Source organism: Rhodococcus sp. NPDC058505, from assembly GCF_042720095.1.
In the GTDB taxonomy this organism is placed as follows: domain Bacteria; phylum Actinomycetota; class Actinomycetes; order Mycobacteriales; family Mycobacteriaceae; genus Rhodococcus_G.
In genome coordinates this window covers 168,594-186,541 of record NZ_JBHXNB010000001.1, presented here as the reverse complement: position 1 = coordinate 186,541, position 17,948 = coordinate 168,594, and the positions used below count along the sequence as shown (strand labels likewise).

Below are 17,948 nucleotides of genomic sequence, written 5' to 3'. Positions count from 1 at the left end.
CAGACCCGTGGGGACCGGTCAAGAGCCCACTCCTCGGTGCAAACGCGGAGTTCGCAAGCTCACTCCTCGGTGCAAATGCGGAGTTCGCAAGCTCACTCCTCGGCGATCTGCCGCAGCTCCAGCGTGATCGTCCAATACTCCTCATGAACCTGCAGGAATCGCCGCGACCATTCGAGTGCCTCGGCCTTGTCCTTGCACTGCATGATCGCGTAGCCGCCGACCACCTCCTTGCTTTCGGTGAATGGGCCGTCGGTGTAGCTGAGCTGACCACCGGACCAGGTGACGCGGGTGCCCTCCGAGCTCGGTGTCAGGCCCTGGGTCTCGAGCATGACCCCGGCCTTGGTGATCTCCTCGAGCAGCGCCCCCATCCGTTCCATCAGTTCGGGGCTCGGACCGTCGGCCGGGCCGGTGCGCTCGTCGACGCGGATGAGGGACAGGTAGCGGGGCATGATGACTCCTTGGGTGTCCGGCGGGGCCTGTCCCCGCCGTCTACCTGTGAGTCGAACGGCGCCCACCGGATTCGACACCGCCCGGAAAAATTCTTCCCGCGGCCGCCAGCGTGGCGGCGTCGGGCCCGCTCAGCCCGGGTAGCGGCGCGGCGTGAACACCTTCCGCTCACCGCCCGACTCGACGACCGCCGTCTGCGACGAGCCGACGATCAGCAGGGTCCGCATGTCGATCTCGGACGGTTCGAGGTCGCCGAGCGGCACGATCCGGACGCTCTCCTCGGGGCCCGCGACGTCGCGGCCGACGATCACCGGGGTGTCGGGGGAGCGGTGCTCGAGCAGCAGGTCCTTCATCGCCGCGACCTGCCAGGTCCGCGAGCGGGACGCCGGGTTGTAGATCGCCATTGCCATGTCGGCGGCCGCGACCGCGGAGATCCGCTGGGCGACGATGTCCCACGGCTTGAGCCGGTCCGACAGCGAGATCATCGCGTAGTCGTGGCCGAGGGGGGCGCCGACCCGGCTGGCGACGGCGTGCGCGGCGGTCAACCCGGGCAGCACCCGCACCGGCACGTCCCGCCACTGCTCGTCGCCCGCCATCTCGACGACCGCCGCTGCCATCGCGAAAACGCCGGGGTCACCGGACGACACGACGGCGACGCGGGCGCCGCGCTTCGCGAGATCGAGGGCCATTGCGGCCCGCTCCGATTCGACCTTGTTGTCGCTGGCGTGCCGGTGCTGCCCGGGCCGCACCGGCACCCGGTTCACGTAGGTGGTGTAGCCGACGATGTCGGTGGCGCCGGCGAGCGCGTCCCGCACCTCCGGGGTGGTCCACGCGTCATCACCGGGCCCGAGCCCGACGACCACGACCTCACCGGAGCCCGGACGGATCTGCGCGGCCGGGTTGTTCGACGGGCTGGGCACGATCGCGATCGAGAAGTACGGGACCGCCGTCTCGTCGACGTCGGCGAGCGGCTGCACCCGTTGCCCGGCGGTGCTGGCGCGTTCGACGTAGGACGCCTCCGCGAGCCGACCGGCATCGGCGAGGGCCCGTCGCACGGTCGGGAAGGTGCGCCCCAGCTTGAGGATCGCCGCGGAGTCCGTCTCCCGGAGTCGGCGGGTGAGTTCCTCCGCGGGCAGGGTGCCGGGCAGTACGGTGAGCACCTCGTCGCGTTCGACGAGCGGCACCCCCAGCGCCGCGGACGCGGCACTGATCGAGGTGACGCCGGGGATCACCTCGGCGTCGAACCGGTCGCACAGCCGCTTGTGCATGTGCATGTAGGAGCTGTAGAACAGCGGGTCCCCGGCGGCGAGCAGCGCCACGGTGCGACCCGCCGCAAGGTGCGCGGCGAGGGTCGCGGCGGCCTCGGCGTAGAAGTCGTCGATGGCGCCCTGATAGCCGCCGGGATGGTCGACGGTCTCGGTGGTCACCGGGTAGACGAGGTGCTCCTCGATCTGCCCGTCCCGCAGGTACGGGGCGGCGACGGCGCGGGAGATGCTGCGGCCGTGCCTGGCGGAGTGGAACGCGATCACGTCGGCCTCGCCGATGATCCGGGCGGCCTTGACCGTCACCAGTTCCGGGTCGCCGGGCCCGAGCCCGATGCCGTAGAGGGTGCCCGCCATCACTCGACCTCGCTGGCGATCGCGTTGAGGGCGGCGGCGGTGATCGCGCTGCCCCCGCGCCGGCCCCGCACCACCAGGTAGTCGATGTCGCCGGCGCGGGCGATCAGGTCCTCCTTGGATTCGGCGGCGCCGATGAACCCGACCGGGCAGCCGATGATCGCCGCCGGCTTCGGTGCGCCCTGGTCGATCATGTCGAGGAGGTGGAACAGCGCGGTGGGTGCGTTGCCGATCGCGACGACCGCGCCCTCGAGCCTCGGTCCCCACAGTTCCAGCGCCGCCGCCGACCGGGTGTTGCCGAGTCGCTCAGCGATCACCGGAACCCGCGGGTCGCCGAGCAGGCACACGACGTCGTTCTTGGCGGGCAACCGCTTCCGGGTCACCCCCGACGCGACCATGGTGGCGTCACAGAAGATCGTCGCGCCGGTGCGCAGCGCCCGGCGGGCCGTGGACACCACACCGGGGGTGAACGCGACATCGGTGGTCAGATCGACCTGACCGCAGGCGTGGATCATCCGCACGACCGCCTGCGAGACATCCGCGGGAAACCCCGTCAGGTCGGCTTCGGCCCGGATCGTGGCAAACGACTGGCGGTAGATCTCGGCGCCGTCGCGGATGTACTCGGTCATGTGTTCCACGATATGGGGTCAGGGTGTCGGGGGATCCACCCGGTAGCCGTCACCGGTGGCGACGATGTCGGTCACCTCACCGCGGGGGCGGCCGCACCGGCGGTCGCACCCGGACCAGTGCTGGCGGCCCGGGGCGGGCAGGTCACCGGACCGCACCGCCGCGGTCGCGTCGCCGCGGACGTCGGCCAGCGACTTCGCGCAGCCGGGGCGTCCCGCACAGGCGGTGACCTGCAGCCACGGCGACTCGGCATCGAAGATCAGCCCCATCGGCGCGAGCACCCGAACCACCTGCTCGGCGACACCCTCGTCGAGGTCGTGCAGCAGCACCGACCGCCACGGGGTGACCGAGATCGGATGCTCGACCGCGACCAGGAAGTCCGCCAACCGCGCAGGCAGCACCCCGTACCGCAGGCCCGCCGCGAGCGTGACCCGGCCGTCGGGCTGGTCGAGCCACCCGATCGGACCGGGGGAGTCGGCTGCCAGGTCGAGCGCCGCCGCCGCAGGCGCCAGGCCAAGGAGATCGAGCACGCGGCGCGGCCCGTCGTCGACCTCGTGCAGCCGCCACCGGGTTCCGCGAATCTCCCGCAACACCCGCGCCGCGGCGGTCAAGGTCGCGACCCCGTCCCCGACCGGCAGGCGAATCCCGTGGTCGCGGCCCGCGAGGATCAGCGCCACCTCGGCCGGGGTGACGGCGTGCAGGCCGAGGTCGCCGCCCAGCGCGGTGACGTCGCCGCGCCCGTCGTCGAGCGTGAACAGCACCCGGCCCGGCAGGTCCGCGAGGTCGGGGTCGGCGCACAGCCGGGCGTCGAGGTCCGCCACCCAGCCGCGGACGTCGACGAACCCACCGATCCGCCCGGACAGCGGGGTGGCCAGGATGTTGCGGACCCGCTCGTGGCTGACCGACGGCAGCAGCCCCGCCGCGGCGAGCCGGACCGCGAACGCGTCGGGGTCGGTGACGGCCCGCAGTTGGATGTTGCCGCGGGAGGTGAGTTCGAGTTCACCGGCGCCGAGGTCGCGGGCCGCGTCGGCGAGGACCTGGAGCTGCGGGCCTGTGATCGTGCCGCCGGGCAACCGGACCCGGGACAGGGCGCCGTCCGCGGCCCGGTGCACCTGGAGCGCTCCCGGGCAGGCGTCGGGGCGGGAGCGGGGATCATCGGAACCGGACATCGCCGTCCAGGGTACGGGGCGGAGCCTGCGGGGCGAGCGGCGTGGGCCGGTACCATCACCGGCGAATGCGGCAGTGCACGAGGAAGCCGGTGGAACTCCGGTGCGGTCGCGCCACTGTGACCCGGTCACCCGGCCGGGAAGTCAGACCCTCCACTGCCGCAGAACCGAACCGAACCGAATCCGAACGGGGCGCGAAACCCCGAGGAGGCCTGCGTGATCCTGCTGCTGTCGACATCCGACACCGACCTGCTCAGCGCCCGTGCCAGCGGCGCCGACTACCGCTGGGCGAATCCCGCCCGGCTGCTCGTGGACGACCTCCCCGGCCTGCTCGACGGCGTCGACCTCGCGGTGGTCCGGATTCTCGGCGGCCGCCGGGCCTGGGAGGACGGCATCGACGCGGTCCTCGCGTCCGGGCTGCCGACCGTCGTGCTCGGCGGCGAGCTCGCCCCGGACGCCGAGCTGATGGAGTGCTCGACGGTCCCGGCGGGCATCGCCGCGGAGGCGCACACCTACCTCGCGGAGGGCGGCGCCGAGAACCTGCGCCAGCTGCACCATTTCCTGTCCGACACCGTGCTGCTCACCGGCCACGGCTTCGAGCCTGCCGCGCACACACCCACCTGGGGTGTCCTCGACCGCACGGTCCCTAATGTCACATCGGGTCACTTGACGGACCCCAATGTGACATTAGGGAACCAGGCGGGGACGCCGACGGTGGCGGTGCTGTACTACCGGGCGCAGCATCTGGCCGGGAACACCGCGTACGTCGAGGCGCTGTGCCGGGCGATCGAGGACGCGGGCGCGACCCCGCTGCCGATCTTCTGCGCGTCGCTGCGCACCGCGGAACCGGAGCTGCTCGAACTGCTGTCGACGGTGGACGCGATGGTGGTCACCGTCCTCGCCGCTGGCGGCACCAAGCCGGCGGGAGCGTCCGCCGGCGAGGATGACGAGTCGTGGGATGTCACCGCGCTCGCCGCGCTCGACATCCCGATCCTGCAGGGCCTGTGCCTGACCGGCAGCCGCGACGGGTGGGAGGCGAACGACGACGGACTGTCCCCGATGGACGTGGCGACGCAGGTCGCGGTGCCGGAGTTCGACGGCCGGATCATCACGGTGCCGTTCTCGTTCAAGGAGATCGACGAGGACGGCCTGACCGCCTACGTCCCCGACCCGGAGCGCGCCGCCCGGGTCGCCGGGATCGCGGTGCGGCACGCGCGGCTGCGGCACCTCCGCAACGCCGACAAGAAGATCGCGCTGATGCTGTCCGCGTACCCGACCAAGCACGCCCGGATCGGCAACGCGGTCGGCCTGGACACCCCGGCGAGCGCGATCGCGCTGCTGACCGCGATGCGGGAGGCCGGCTACGACCTCGGGCCGCGCGACGGCGAGGACGCGCTGCCCGGACTGGAGTCCGGCGACGGCGACGCGCTGATCCACGCGCTGATCGCCGCGGGCGGACAGGACCCCGACTGGCTGTCCGCGGAGCAGTTGGAGGGCAACCCGATCCGGATCTCCGCGGCCCGCTACCGGGAGTGGTTCGCCACCCTGCCCGCGGACCTGCGGGAGGGCGTCGAGGAGCACTGGGGTGCCGCGCCCGGTGAACTGTACGTGGACCGGTCGGCCGACCCGGCGGGTGAGATCGTGATCGCCGCGCTGCGGGTCGGGAACGTGGTGCTGATGGTGCAGCCGCCGCGCGGGTTCGGCGAAAACCCGGTCGCGATCTACCACGACCCGGACCTGCCGCCCAGCCACCACTACCTCGCCGCGTACCGCTGGCTCGCCGCGGAGACCGCGGCGGGCGGGTTCGGGGCGGACGCGATCGTGCACCTCGGCAAGCACGGCAACCTGGAGTGGCTGCCCGGCAAGACGCTCGGCATGTCCGCCTCCTGCGGCACCGACGCCGCCCTCGGCGACCTGCCGCTGATCTACCCGTTCCTGGTCAACGACCCCGGCGAGGGCACCCAGGCGAAACGCCGCGCGCACGCCACCCTCGTCGACCACCTGATCCCGCCGATGGCGCGCGCCGAGTCGTACGGCGACATCTCCCGGCTCGAGCAACTCCTCGACGAGCACTCCAACATCTCCGCGCTCGACCCGGCGAAGCTGCCCGCGATCCGGCAGCAGATCTGGACGCTGATGCGGGCGGCGAAGATGGACCACGACCTCGGGCTCGCCGAACGCCCCGAGGAGGACGTCTTCGACGACATGCTGCTGCACGTCGACGGGTGGCTGTGCGAGATCAAGGACGTGCAGATCCGGGACGGGCTGCACATCCTCGGGCAGGCCCCGGACGGGGACGCCGAGGTCGAGCTGGTGCTGGCGGTGCTGCGGGCAAAGCAGATGTGGGGCGGCGAGCGCACCGTCCCCGGCCTGCGGGAGGCGCTCGGCCTCAGCGAGGCGGGCGACGAGAACCGCGGCCGGGTCGACGAGATCGAGGAGACCGCGCACGGCCTGGTCGCCGCCCTGCAGGCGACCGGATGGGATCCCGCGCGGGCCAAGGAGATCGGTGCCGAGCACGGCGACGACGTGGTCACGGTGCTCGAGTTCGCGGCCACCGAGGTGGTGCCGCGGCTGCGCGGGACCGGACGCGAGATCGAGCAGGTGCTGCGCGCCCTCGACGGCCGGTTCATCGAACCCGGGCCGTCCGGGTCGCCGCTGCGGGGGCTGGTGAACGTGCTGCCCACCGGCCGCAACTTCTACTCCGTCGACCCGAAGGCGGTGCCGTCGCGGCTGGCGTGGGAGACCGGGCAGGCGATGGCGGAGTCGCTGCTGGCCCGGTATGTCGCCGACCACGGCGCGTACCCGACGTCGGTGGGCCTGAGCGTGTGGGGCACCTCCGCGATGCGCACCTCCGGCGACGACATCGCCGAGGTGCTCGCGCTGCTCGGTGTGCGGCCGGTGTGGGACGAGGCGTCGCGGCGCGTCACCTCGCTGGAGGTGATTGCGCTCGACGAGCTGGGTCGCCCGCGAGTCGACGTCACGGTCCGCATCTCCGGCTTCTTCCGGGACGCGTTCCCGCACGTCCTCGCCCTGCTGGACGACGCGGTCCGGATGGTCGCCGCCCTCGACGAGCCTGCCGATCGGAACTTCGTCCGCGCGCACGCGCAGGCCGACCTCGCCGAGCACGGCGACGAGCGGCGCGCCACCACCCGCATCTTCGGGTCCAAGCCGGGCACCTACGGCGCGGGCCTGCTGCAGCTGATCGACTCGAAGAACTGGCGCGACGACGCCGACCTGGCGCAGGTGTACACCACGTGGGGCGGCTACGCGTACGGTCGCGGCCTCGACGGTGCCCCGGCGGGCGACGACATGCGCACCGCGTACCGGCGGATCGCGGTGGCCGCGAAGAACACCGACACCCGCGAGCACGACATCGCCGACTCCGACGACTACTTCCAGTACCACGGCGGCATGGTCGCCACCGTCCGCGCGCTGACCGGGAAGGATCCGGAGGCGTACATCGGGGACAGCACCCGGCCGGACGCGGTCCGCACCCGCACCCTGTCCGAGGAGACCGCCCGGGTGTTCCGGGCACGGGTGGTGAACCCGCGGTGGCTCGAGGCGATGCGCAGGCACGGCTACAAGGGCGCGTTCGAGATGGCCGCGACGGTGGACTACCTGTTCGGGTACGACGCCACCACCAATGTCGTCGCGGACTGGATGTACGAGAAGCTGGCGCAGACGTACGTGCTGGACCAGCAGAACCGCGAGTTCATGGAGAAGTCGAACCCGTGGGCGCTGCACGGGATCGCCGAGCGTCTGCTCGAGGCGGTGGAGCGGACGATGTGGGAGGAGCCCGATCCGGAGGTCCTCGCCGGGTTGCGGCAGGTGTACCTCGAGTCGGAGGGCGACCTCGAGGACCGCTGACCCGGCGGACACAGCCGAAAGGGGCCGAACCGGAATTCCGGTTCGGCCCCTTTTCGGGTCACACCACGGCGTCAGGCGATGGTCGCCTTGCCGCGGCGGATCAGCAGGGTGAAGCCGATCGCGGCGATGGACGTCACCGTCAGCATCGCGACGATCGCGTTCAGGCCGCTGGTCGTGTTCAGGCCGCTCGAGAGTGCGGTGCTGGTGAGGATCATCGTCGCGATCGACACACCGATGCCGCTGCCGCCGGTGCGGATGACGGCGTTGGTTCCGGTGGCCTCGCTGGTGGAGTGCTCGGGGACCGCCTCGACGAGCAGGTTCGGCAGCGCGGTGTAGGCGAAGGCCGTCGCCACCGACACGGTGATGACCATGATCATCATGCCGACGACGGAATCGTGGAAGACGAACAGCATCAGGTTGCCGATCAGGAACAGGACGCTGCCGAGGAGCATCGAGGCGCGGGCGCCGACGGCGGCGGCGATCCGGCCGCTGAGCGGGGTGCAGACGAATCCGAACATCGACCCGGCGAAGGACAGCCATCCGGCGTTGGTCGGGGTCAGGCCGAGACCGATCGGCGCGTCGGTCGGGGACTGCAGGACGATCGGGATGATCATCGTGGTCACGCCGATCGGGCCGATCGAGATCGCGAACGTCGCGAGCATCGTCAGCGAGAACTTGCGGTTCGAGAACTGCCGGATGTTGACGATCGGCGAGGTGGTGCGCAGTTCCCACAGCACCCACAGCACCAGCGCCGCGACGCCGCCGAGCACCAGGCCGAGCGTGGCGGGATCGGTCCACCCCCAGGTGGTGGACTTGTTGACACCGAGCAGGACCGCGGCGATCGCGGGCACGAACGCGACGGCGCCGACGTAGTCGACGGTCTCCCGCGTCCCGGTCGGCCTGCGCCACGGCAGCACGAACACGACGAGGGCGATCGCGCCGACCGCGTACACCGCGGCGACGACGAAGATCATGTGCCAGGTCGCGTGGTCGAGCATGATGCCCGCGATCAGCAGCGCGGCGGAACCGGCGGCGACCGCGGAACCGGAGATGATCGCGACCGCGACCGGGACCCGCGCCGCGGGCAGGTGTTCGCGGGCCAGGCCGATGCACAGCGGCAGGATCGCACCGGCCACACCCTGGATGGCGCGCCCGGCGATGATCCAGCCGATGCTGTCGCCGACGGCGCTGACGACCGACCCGACCGCGGCGGCGGCGAGCAGCACGACCAGCACGCGTTCGCGACCGTACATGTCGCCGAGGCGCCCGCAGACCGCCGCCGACGCGGCCGCCACCAGCAGGAACGCCGTCACCGCCCAGCCGACGGTCGCGGCGTCACTGTTGAACTCGGTGATGAACGTGGGGATCGCGGCATACACCATCGAGGTCTCGAACGCGCTGATGATTTCCACCGCGACGAGCACCGCGATGATCACCCAGGCCGGCCGCTGCCGGTCATACCAGCCGCTGCGGCGGCCGCTGCCCGGCGCCTCCTCGGCCCGGATCTGGTCTGTTGTTGTCACGTGATACCCGTCTGCCGTCAGTCAAAGGAAATTCCCGCAAGCCGAAACCCCCACGCCTGCACCTGGCCAAAGTAGGGTTTTACGGAATCTCACACGGACGGCGTCCCGGTGACCGGGACCACAGCCCCTAGGATGCTGTCATGAGTGCCTCATTCGGCGACGTCGCCGCGGCGAAGTACGTCCTGCTCACCACGTTCCGCAACGATGGTACGCCGGTGCCGACCCCGCTGTGGGCGGCGGCGGACGGGGACCGGCTGCTGATGTGGACGGTCACCGAGTCGTGGAAGGTCAAGCGGATCCGGCGCAACCCCCGGGTCACGGTCGCCGCGTGCGACGCCCGCGGCAACCCGAAGGGCGCGGCCGTCGAGGCGAGCGCCGAAATCCTCGACCTCTCGGGCAGCGACCATGCGCGCGACGCCATCGCGAAACGGTACGGGATCCTCGGGTGGCTGACGATGAAGGGCAGCCTGCTGCGCCGGGGCAGAACCGGCACGGTCGGATTGGCGGTCACCGCCGCCTGACCCGTGCACGTAACCGCCTCGCGGCCGCCACCCAGGGGGATGGCGGCCGCGGTCGATCGGTGCGGTCCGGGGTCAGCTGCTGCCGAACAGGTCGGAGCTGCCCGCGCTGCCGGTGCCGGAGCTGCCCGCACTGCCGGAATCCGAGCTGCCCGCACTGCCGGAGTCGGCGCTTCCGGAACTGCTCCCGAGGGCGGACTCCGAGGTGTACGAGATCGACAGCTTGGCGCGATACCCGGGCGCGGACAGCTTGATCGACCCGCCGTCGGGAACCAGCGACGATCCACCGCCGCCGCCCGCGGTGCCGCCGCCACCGCCGTACAGGCCACCGCCACCGCCACCGCCCGTGCCGCCCGTGCCGCCCGCGCCGAGCGCGCCCGCGGTGCCGCCGGGGCCGGCCGCCCCGCCCGCGGCGTCGGTGCCCGCGGATCCGCCACCGGGAGCTGTGGCGCCCGCATCGCCGCCCGCGCCGGTGCCGGATCCGCCGCCACCGCCGGCGACGACGAGGCGGGCGGCGAGCGCGGCCGGGCCCTCGTCGAGGGGGACGGTGCTCACCGCGGAGTAGCCGCCGCCGCTGTTCGCCCCGGTGCCGCCGCCGTCACCGATCACCACGTAAAGCTTCGAGCCGGGGGTGACGGACACGTCGCCCTCGACGATCGCGCCGCGACCGCCCTGCGCGCCCCGACCGCTGCCGCCCTCGGCGATCACATGCACCGACACCACGTCCGCCGGAATGTCGAGGAAGTACTCCTCGATCCCGTGCAGGCTGTCGTACGCGCACGTCGTGTGCCCGTTCGCGACGCCGCACCCGGTGCTCGCGGTGGGCTGGGCGTGCACCCCGCCCGCGCCGAGGATCCCGGTCGCGGTGCACGCGGCAGCCACCACCGCGGCCGCGCGCACCGGCCTCGGTCCGCGCCTCCGCTCCCGTCGACTGCCGACCTGATCGAACATCAACCGCACCTCGCTCACTGCCGTCCATGCCGCGGCGGGCGCCAGCGGCGGCGGGAAGCATGACATGGACACGGGTCCAGGAGTGACGAAATGGGCGAATGATTGCGCTCGACGGTGCGCCTAGTCCTCGTTGAACCCGCGCAACCGATCTAGTTCGCGCCGTTCACGTTTCGTCGGGCGGCCGGTTCCGCGGTCCCGCTGCGGCACCGCGAGCAGCACCTCACGCGGCGGCGGTGGGGGAGACCGGTCGATCAGGCAGAGCGCGGCCTCGGGTGCCCCGACCCGCTTCCGGATCAGCCGGGCAACGACCACGATCCGTTCCCGGCCCCCGACCCGCATCCGGATCTCGTCGTCGACCCGAACCAGCTGGGCGGGCTTGGCGGACGACCCGTTGACCCGGACGTGCCCGGACCGGCAGGCCGCCGCGGCCGCGGAGCGGGTCTTGAACAGCCGCACCGACCACACCCAGCTGTCGAGACGCACACCCGAGGAATCTGACACACCGCCAGGTTACCGACGCGGTCAGGAACGCCCGAAACGCGCCAGGCTCACCGGCTGCAGGCACACGCCGATCAGCTCCCGCTCCCACCAGCGCCCGGTGGCGCGCCGGGTGCCGCGGTCGGTGAACCGGTACTCGAACAGCCGGGCCCGCACGAGACGCGGCGGGTGGTCGGGAAACGGGTTGCGGTGCAGCAGCGTCAGCGTGTCCGGGTCGTTCTCGAGCAGGCGCCGGACGAACCCGCCGAACCAGCGGTCCCCGTAGCTCGGCGAGATCGCGGCGAACCACATCAGCCAGTCCAGCCGCAGGTGATACGGCGCGTACTGCCGGGGCCTGCGGCGCGGGTCGCCGGGCTTGCCCCGGAACTCGTACTCGCGCCATACCGTGGTGTCGGTGACGGCGTCGTCCGCGGTGCCCTCGACGACGATCTCGGTACGCACCCGGGTCACCGTGCCGAACGCGCCGTAGGTGTTGACCAGATGCCACGGGCTGAACGAGGCGTTCATCAGCTGATGGCGCCCCGCCATGTTGCGGACCGGCCACCAGCTGAGCACCGCCACCCCCGCGGCCACGACGAGGGTGCTCGCGGTGAACCACGTCGGCGTCGGGGCAGGCTCGGGGACGTCGATCGGCAGGATCGGACCGAGCACCTCGTCCGGCAGCACCGAGCAGGCGAGGACCACCGCCAGCCAGTTCAGCCACGCGAAGTTGCCGCTCGCCACCAACCACAACTGGGTCACGATCAGCACGCCCGCCGCTCCGGCGGCGATCGGCTGCGGCGCGAACAGCAGGAACGGCACCACCAGCTGGGTGAGGTGAGTGCCCGCCGCCTCCACCCGGTGCAACGGTCGCGGCAGGTGATGGAAGTACCAGCTGAGCGGTCCCGGCATCGGCTGCGTCTCGTGGTGGTAGTACAGGCAGGTCAGGCGCCGCCAGCACGGGTCGCCGCGGATCTTGATCAGCCCGGCACCGACCTCGAGGCGCAGCAGCAGCCACCGCACCAGCAGCATCATCGTGATCGGCGCCGCGATGTCGGCGTTGCCGACGAAGATCGCCAGGAACCCCGCCTCGAGCAGCAGCGACTCCCACCCGAAGCCGTACCAGAGCTGGCCGACGTTGACGATCGACAGGTACGCCACCCACATCAGCAGCCACACCGCCATGCACAGCGGCAGCGGCAGTCCCGCGGTCACCCCGGCAACGGTGACCGCGGCCAGCGCGGCCCCCGCCCACGCGACCGCCGCGTACCAGCGGTCCGAGTAGTACCAGTGGAAGATGCTCGGCATCCGGCGGAACGACGATCGAGCCAGGTGGTCGGGGATCGGCAGCATGCCCCGGCTGCCGAGCAGCGCCCGGAACTGGCGCGCCGCGGAGACGAACGCGACGAGGTAGATGACCGCGAGCCCCTCCGTGAAGAGCCACCGGCCGAGATACCCGACGCCGAACCAGTCCATCACCACCTGCCGCGACCGATTCGAACGGTACTCCGGTCCCCGCGACGCGGCAGGCGGGCGCAATGCTCAGCCGCGCACCACGGCAAGCACCCGATCCGCCATGTGCCGCATTCCCGCGGCGTTCGGGTGCAGCGGGCTCGCGGACGGGCCGGCCTGGCGTCCCTCGAACCACCGCTGGTCGGGTGCGGCACACCCGTCGTGCCCGCGCGAGGACACGGCGACGTCGACGTACTCGGCGCTGGCCGTCGCTGCCGCCGTCGCCAGCACCCCGCCCAGCATCGCGAAGAATCCATTGACCCAGACGGCGTCGGGGTCGCTGATCGGGAGGCTCGGCCAGCATCCGCGGTCCCCGACGATCCCGCCGTGCCCGACCAGGATGATGCGGGCGGCTGGCGCCTTCGCCCGGATCGCGGCGAGCGTCGACCACACCCTCGGGCCGAGGTCCGCCAGCGCCGCCATCGCATCGCGCGCCAGGGCGGGATCGGTGCGGCAGCCCGCGTCACCGCCGGGGGCCGCCGCGTAGCACCGGGAAACCAGGGTGGGCCAGCGGATGTCGTTCCCGCCGATGCTGAGGGTCACCAGGGTGGTGTCCGGCGGCAGCCCCGCGATCTGTGGGGGCACCGCACCACCCGACGTCGGCTGCGGCGTCGTCGTCACGTGCTCGGTGCGGGCGCCGGTGCAGGACAGGTTGCGGAACGAGCTTGTGTTCAGCCCCCGCGCGACGAGGTTCGGATAGCCGAGGTCCGAGCGTTGGCACCCGTTGGTGTCCGCGACCCGATCCAGCGACGGCCCGGCGGCGCGGGAATCGCCGAGCGCGACGTATCGCACCGCGGGTTGCGCCGGGGCGGCGGCCGCGGCCGGGAGCACCGGCGGCACCGCGGTGGCGGTCGCGACGATCGCAGCGGTGATGGCGGCGCGAACTCCAGCGGACCAACTCATGGCGCCAGTATCCGCGACAAACGCGGTGACGGCGGGGAGGTGGTTGCCGTGTCGAACGACAGCGTGCCCGCCGTCACGCCAACGCGTCGACGTACCACCACTTCCCATGCTCGCGGACGAACCGGCTGTGCTCGTGGAGGGACTCCCGCGCCCGCCCGTACCGGTAGTGCGCCTCAAACTCGACGGTGCCCGCGGAGTCGAGGGGGCCACCCCCGGACCTGCCGAGGATGTCGAGGCGCAGCCACCGCTGCTCGCCGTCGAGGTCGAGCGATGCGGGACGGGTGCTCGGATGCCAGGTGCGCAGCAGATAGTCGGCGTCCCCGACCGCGAACGCGGAATACCGGGACCGCATCAGCGTTTCCGCGGTCGGCGCGTCGACCCCGCCGCGGTGGTAGCGACGGCAGCAGTTCCCGTAGGTCTCGCCGCTCAGGCACGGGCAGCGGGCGTCGTCGGCGAGCCGGATCTCGATACTCACTGCGCGGCACTCACCGAGGACATGTGGAAGTCCGGGATCCGCAGCGGCGGCATCGCGGTGCGGGTGAACCAGTCCTTCCACTCCCGCGGCAGCGTCGCCTCGGTTGCGCCCGCCTCGGTGACCCGCCGCAGCAGGTCGAGGGGGCTCTCGTTGAACCGGAAGTTGTTCACCGCGCCGGTCACCCGCCCGTCCTCGACGAGGTACACCCCGTCGCGGGTCAGGCCGGTCAGCAGCAGGGTCGCCGGGTCCACCTCGCGGATGTACCAGAGGGTGGTCAGGAGCAGGCCGCGCTCGGTGCCGGCGATCATCGCGTCGATCGTCGCGTCGGAGCCGCCGGTCAGCAGCAGGTTCTCGCCGGGCACCGCGACCGGCGCACCGAACTCGCGGGCCGCGTGCCGCGGATAGGCGAGCGCGGTGATCGTCCCGTCCCGGATCCAGTCGACCCGCCCGGCATCCATGCCGTTGTCGAACACCGACACCGACTCACTCGATCCGGCCGCCGTGACGAACGGTGTGTACTCGAGTCCGGGGGAGTGCGGGTCCGAGAACAGGGTCAGCGGCAGCCCGGTCAGGCGTTCCCCGACCCGGGTGCCGCCGGCCCGGGACAGGGCGGTGTGTCCCTCCTGCGCGCCGCGCCCCTCCATCGTCCACATCAGGTAGATCATCAGGTCCGCGACCGCGGACGGCGGAAGCAGCGTCTCGTAGCGTCCGGCGGGCAGGTCCACGGTGCTGCCCGCCCAGTCGAGGCGGGTGCTCAACTGCGCCAACAGGTTCGGCACGTCGATGTCGGTGAAGTCGACGGTGCCCGCCCCGACCCAGGCGCTGGCGTCGCCGCGTTTGCCGTTGATCTCCACCGACCCGGTCGGCTGCGTGAACCGGCGCCGCAGCCCGGTGGTGGTGCCCAGCCAGGTGGAGTGCAGCTGGTGGTGCGCGAAGCCGTACAGGCGGTCGGCCGCATCGGATCCGGCTGTCCCGCGGTCGAATCCCGCGGCCAACGCGTCCGCGAGCCCACCGAACACCTCGACCCCGGTGACGGCAGGTCCGTCGGCCCAGCCGGGGTCGGGGGTGCCGGACGGGCCGATCAGGTCCATCGCGTCCTCGGCCGGCCGGGCCGTGCGGGCGGCCTCCTCCGCGGACCGCACGACCGCTGCGACGGCGTCGGCGTCGACGCTGGACGAGGTGACGGACCCGACGCGGGCCGTGCCGCCGTCGCGGACGATCGCGACGACGGTCCAGCTGCGGAAGCGTGCGTCCCCGTTGGTGGTCATCGAACTGCCCGCCCACCGCAGCGAGGTTTCGGCGGCGTCGGTGACGAGGACGATCGCCTCGTCGACGGTGACCAGGGCCAACGCCTGCTCGATCAGCTCCTGTGCGGCGATCACTGGCCCCCCTCGGTTCGGGTGTTGAGCACGTTGACGCCGCGGAACAGCGCGGCCGGGCAGCCGTGGCTGACGGCGGCCACCTGTCCGGGCTGCGCCTTGCCGCAGTTGAAGGCGCCGCCGAGCCGCCACGTCGACGGCCCGCCGACCGCCTCCATCGACCCCCAGAAGTCGGTGGTCGTCGCCTGGTAGGCGACGTCGCGCAGCTGCCCGTCCAGCCTGCCGTCACGGATCCGGTAGAACCGCTGGCCGGTGAACTGGAAGTTGTAGCGCTGCATGTCGATCGACCAGCTCTTGTCGCCGACGACGTAGATGCCGTCCTCGACGCGGGCGATCAGATCCGCGGTGCTGGTGTCCCGGTCGGGGTCGGGTCGCAGCGACACGTTCGCCATCCGCTGGATCGGCACGTGATGCGGGGAGTCGGCGTAGGAGCAGCCGTTGGACCGGGACAACCCGAGCCGCGGCGCGAACACCCGGTCCAGCTGGTAGCCGACGAGGACACCGTCCCGGACCAGGTCCCAACGCTGCCCGGCCACACCGTCGTCGTCGTAGCCGACGGTGGCCAGCCCGTGCGCCTCGGTGCGGTCCGCGGTCACCTGCATCACCGGGGTTCCGTACCGCAGCGTGCCGAGCAGGTCGGGGGTCGCGAAGGAAGTGCCCGCGTAGGCGGCCTCGTAGCCGATTGCCCGGTCGTATTCGGTGGCGTGCCCGATGGATTCGTGGATGGTCAGCCACAGGTTGCTGGGGTCGATCACCAGGTCCGTCGGCCCCGCCGTCACGGTCGGCGCCGTCACCTTCTCCGCCAGCCACTCCGGGATCCGGGCGAGCTCGTCGTCCCAGTCCCAGCCGGTGCCGGTGAGGGCCTCCCACCCGCGGCCGACCGGGGGAGCGAGGGTGCGCATCGTCTCGAAGCTACCCGCCGCCGCGTCGACCGCGGTCGCCTCCAGTTCCGGGTGCAGCCGCACCCGCTGCTGCGTGATCCGCGAGCCGGCCAGGTCCGCGTAGTAGGTCTGCTCCTTGACCTGCAACACGCTGGCGGTGACGTGGTCGACGCCCGCGGCGGCGGACAGTCGCCCCGAGTAGTCGGCCAGCAGGGCCACCTTGTCGGCGGTCGGCACCGCGAACGGGTCGACGTCGTACTCCGACACCCACACGGCGTCCCGGTACACCGGTTCGTCTGCGAGGTCGACGGGGTCCCGGTTCAGGGATCGCAGCGCCAGCGCGACCTCCACCGCCCGCCTCGCCGTCCGGGCCGCGGAGTCCGCGGTGAGCTCGGCGTGCGACGCGAAACCCCAGGTGCCGTCGATGATCACGCGGACCGCCAGCCCGAGTTCGTCCGCGTCGGACACGGACTGAACGGCGCCGTCGCGCAGCCGGATCGACTGGGTGCGCAGCCGATGCACCCGCAGGTCGGCGTGGGTGGCGCCCGCGGCCCGCGCCGCCGTCAGCGCCGCGTCGGTGAGTGCCGACAACGGCAGGGTGAGGAAGTCCGGATCGACGTCGTGTGCGGCCACCCGGTCAACCTATCCGAACTCTCACCCGAACTGCTGCCACCCGAGCCGGACCACCATCACCACCACGACGACGAGCAGCACGATCCGGATGAACCCCGCGCCCCGCGCCAGCGCGGTGCGGGCACCGAGGACCGCACCGATCACGTTGCACACCGCCATCGCAAGGCCGAGCGCCCACCACACGTGGCCGGTGGCCGCGAAGTAGGCGAGCGCACCGACATTCGAGCCGAGGTTGATCACCTTCGCCATCGCGGCGCTGCGCACGAATTCGGTGCCGAGCAGCACCGCGAACGTGATGATCAGGAACGTGCCGGTCCCGGGGCCGAACAGTCCGTCGTAGAAGCCGAGAGCGCCCGCGGCGACGAGGACGGTGGTGACGATCCTCGGCCGGGACGGCCGGTGCCGGGCGAGGGTGGTGCCCACGGTCGGGCGTACGGTGACGAACACCGCCACCGCGATCAGCAACCCCATGATGATCGGGATGAACAGGTCCTTGTCGATCAGGGACACGGTCGCCGCCCCCGCCGCGGACAGCGCCGCGGCGAGCAGTGCGGCAGGCACCATCAGCCGCCATTCGAGGCGAACCTTCCGCGCGAAGGTGACGACGGCGGCGGCGGTGCCGTTGACGGCGGTCAACTTGTTGGTGGCCAACGCTTCCTGCGGCGACATCTGCGGCATCGTCAGCAGGATCACCGGCAGCAGGATCAGCCCTCCGCCCCCGACCACGGCGTCCACCCAGCCCGCCGCGAGCGCGGCAGCCATCAGGACACCCCAGTCGGTCCACACCACGAACATGACCCAACCACATGGCAGACGTATTGCCCCGCGGGTGTCGGCCTCGTCTTCATGTTCGGGCCGTCCGGGAGCGGCCGAAGAAGTCGTTTTCGCCTGTCCGCCTGTGTCGTTCACCTGAAGGACAGGTCATGACCGGGGTCCGTACCCAACTAGGATGCCGTCTGACGCGCCGGTCGCC

At 72.0% G+C, this 17,948-nt stretch carries 15 protein-coding genes and 1 riboswitch; of the genes, 2 read left to right on the top strand and 13 right to left on the bottom strand.

Features of this window, described 5'->3' with window-relative positions:
• Window positions 1-92: 92 nt before the first annotated feature.
• From ACFWPA_RS00780 to cobG, 4 genes are all read right to left on the bottom strand, one after another.
• On the bottom strand, window positions 93-449 hold the full coding sequence (locus ACFWPA_RS00780) for a YciI family protein (RefSeq protein ID WP_378569428.1): 357 nt from the start codon (window positions 447-449) through the stop codon (window positions 93-95).
• Window positions 450-578: 129 nt separating this feature from the next.
• A complete protein-coding gene (gene cobJ, locus ACFWPA_RS00775; RefSeq protein ID WP_378569426.1) occupies window positions 579-2,066 on the bottom strand; it encodes a precorrin-3B C(17)-methyltransferase in 1,488 nt (495 codons plus the stop codon).
• A complete protein-coding gene (locus ACFWPA_RS00770; protein WP_378507132.1) occupies window positions 2,066-2,692 on the bottom strand; it encodes a precorrin-8X methylmutase in 627 nt (208 codons plus the stop codon). Before ACFWPA_RS00770 ends, cobJ begins: the two co-directional genes overlap by 1 nt.
• A gap of 18 nt (window positions 2,693-2,710) precedes the next feature.
• Window positions 2,711-3,859: a precorrin-3B synthase gene (cobG, locus tag ACFWPA_RS00765; protein ID WP_378569424.1), complete on the bottom strand. Its 1,149-nt coding sequence runs from the start codon at window positions 3,857-3,859 to the stop codon at window positions 2,711-2,713.
• Between the two features lie 81 nt (window positions 3,860-3,940).
• A riboswitch (cobalamin riboswitch) is annotated at window positions 3,941-4,006 on the top strand.
• A 66-nt stretch (window positions 4,007-4,072) separates the two neighbouring features.
• On the opposite strand from cobG, the gene cobN reads away from it, so the two are divergent.
• Window positions 4,073-7,723 (top strand): cobaltochelatase subunit CobN, encoded by a 3,651-nt coding sequence (gene cobN / locus ACFWPA_RS00760; protein WP_378569422.1) that lies wholly within the window; start codon window positions 4,073-4,075, stop codon window positions 7,721-7,723.
• Window positions 7,724-7,794: 71 nt separating this feature from the next.
• On the opposite strand, the gene ACFWPA_RS00755 is transcribed toward cobN, so the two are convergent.
• Complete coding sequence (locus ACFWPA_RS00755; protein WP_378507280.1) at window positions 7,795-9,159, bottom strand: MFS transporter; 1,365 nt, start codon at window positions 9,157-9,159, stop codon at window positions 7,795-7,797.
• Window positions 9,160-9,386: 227 nt separating this feature from the next.
• Between ACFWPA_RS00755 and ACFWPA_RS00750 the strand changes: the two genes are divergently transcribed.
• Window positions 9,387-9,767, top strand: coding sequence for a PPOX class F420-dependent oxidoreductase (locus ACFWPA_RS00750; protein WP_378507135.1), 381 nt, complete (start codon window positions 9,387-9,389; stop codon window positions 9,765-9,767).
• 72 nt (window positions 9,768-9,839) lie between these two features.
• On the opposite strand, the gene ACFWPA_RS00745 is transcribed toward ACFWPA_RS00750, so the two are convergent.
• The 8 genes from ACFWPA_RS00745 to ACFWPA_RS00710 form a co-directional block, all read right to left on the bottom strand.
• The gene (locus tag ACFWPA_RS00745) at window positions 9,840-10,715 is read right to left on the bottom strand and encodes a hypothetical protein (RefSeq protein ID WP_378507136.1); all 876 of its coding nucleotides are present in this window, start codon (window positions 10,713-10,715) and stop codon (window positions 9,840-9,842) included.
• Window positions 10,716-10,835: 120 nt separating this feature from the next.
• Window positions 10,836-11,216: an RNA-binding S4 domain-containing protein gene (locus tag ACFWPA_RS00740; RefSeq protein WP_378507137.1), complete on the bottom strand. Its 381-nt coding sequence runs from the start codon at window positions 11,214-11,216 to the stop codon at window positions 10,836-10,838.
• Between the two features lie 21 nt (window positions 11,217-11,237).
• The gene (locus tag ACFWPA_RS00735) at window positions 11,238-12,668 is read right to left on the bottom strand and encodes a lipase maturation factor family protein (RefSeq protein ID WP_378569420.1); all 1,431 of its coding nucleotides are present in this window, start codon (window positions 12,666-12,668) and stop codon (window positions 11,238-11,240) included.
• Window positions 12,669-12,734: 66 nt separating this feature from the next.
• Window positions 12,735-13,607, bottom strand: a complete 873-nt coding sequence (locus tag ACFWPA_RS00730) for an SGNH/GDSL hydrolase family protein (RefSeq protein ID WP_378507139.1) — start codon at window positions 13,605-13,607, stop codon at window positions 12,735-12,737.
• A 73-nt stretch (window positions 13,608-13,680) separates the two neighbouring features.
• Entirely contained in the window at window positions 13,681-14,082 is a 402-nt protein-coding gene (locus ACFWPA_RS00725; RefSeq protein ID WP_378507140.1) for a YchJ family protein, read from the bottom strand.
• Window positions 14,079-15,464 (bottom strand): metallopeptidase TldD-related protein, encoded by a 1,386-nt coding sequence (locus ACFWPA_RS00720; RefSeq protein ID WP_378507141.1) that lies wholly within the window; start codon window positions 15,462-15,464, stop codon window positions 14,079-14,081. The genes ACFWPA_RS00725 and ACFWPA_RS00720 overlap by 4 nt, the downstream gene beginning before the upstream one ends.
• Window positions 15,461-16,975: a TldD/PmbA family protein gene (locus ACFWPA_RS00715; RefSeq protein WP_378569418.1), complete on the bottom strand. Its 1,515-nt coding sequence runs from the start codon at window positions 16,973-16,975 to the stop codon at window positions 15,461-15,463. Before ACFWPA_RS00715 ends, ACFWPA_RS00720 begins: the two co-directional genes overlap by 4 nt.
• Window positions 16,976-16,996: 21 nt before the next feature.
• The gene (locus ACFWPA_RS00710) at window positions 16,997-17,770 is read right to left on the bottom strand and encodes a TSUP family transporter (RefSeq protein WP_378507143.1); all 774 of its coding nucleotides are present in this window, start codon (window positions 17,768-17,770) and stop codon (window positions 16,997-16,999) included.
• Window positions 17,771-17,948: the final 178 nt, after the last annotated feature.

What these genes read in the sequence shown, in the direction of transcription:
- ACFWPA_RS00780 (WP_378569428.1), bottom strand. Translation starts at nt 449, where the DNA reads ATGCCCCGCTACCTGTCCCTCATCCGCGTCGACGAGCGCACCGGCCCG.
- cobJ (WP_378569426.1), bottom strand. Translation starts at nt 2,066, where the DNA reads ATGGCGGGCACCCTCTACGGCATCGGGCTCGGGCCCGGCGACCCGGAA.
- ACFWPA_RS00770 (WP_378507132.1), bottom strand. Translation starts at nt 2,692, where the DNA reads ATGACCGAGTACATCCGCGACGGCGCCGAGATCTACCGCCAGTCGTTT.
- cobG (WP_378569424.1), bottom strand. Translation starts at nt 3,859, where the DNA reads ATGTCCGGTTCCGATGATCCCCGCTCCCGCCCCGACGCCTGCCCGGGA.
- ACFWPA_RS00750 (WP_378507135.1), top strand. Translation starts at nt 9,387, where the DNA reads ATGAGTGCCTCATTCGGCGACGTCGCCGCGGCGAAGTACGTCCTGCTC.
- ACFWPA_RS00745 (WP_378507136.1), bottom strand. Translation starts at nt 10,715, where the DNA reads ATGTTCGATCAGGTCGGCAGTCGACGGGAGCGGAGGCGCGGACCGAGG.
- ACFWPA_RS00735 (WP_378569420.1), bottom strand. Translation starts at nt 12,668, where the DNA reads ATGGACTGGTTCGGCGTCGGGTATCTCGGCCGGTGGCTCTTCACGGAG.
- ACFWPA_RS00730 (WP_378507139.1), bottom strand. Translation starts at nt 13,607, where the DNA reads ATGAGTTGGTCCGCTGGAGTTCGCGCCGCCATCACCGCTGCGATCGTC.
- ACFWPA_RS00710 (WP_378507143.1), bottom strand. Translation starts at nt 17,770, where the DNA reads ATGTTCGTGGTGTGGACCGACTGGGGTGTCCTGATGGCTGCCGCGCTC.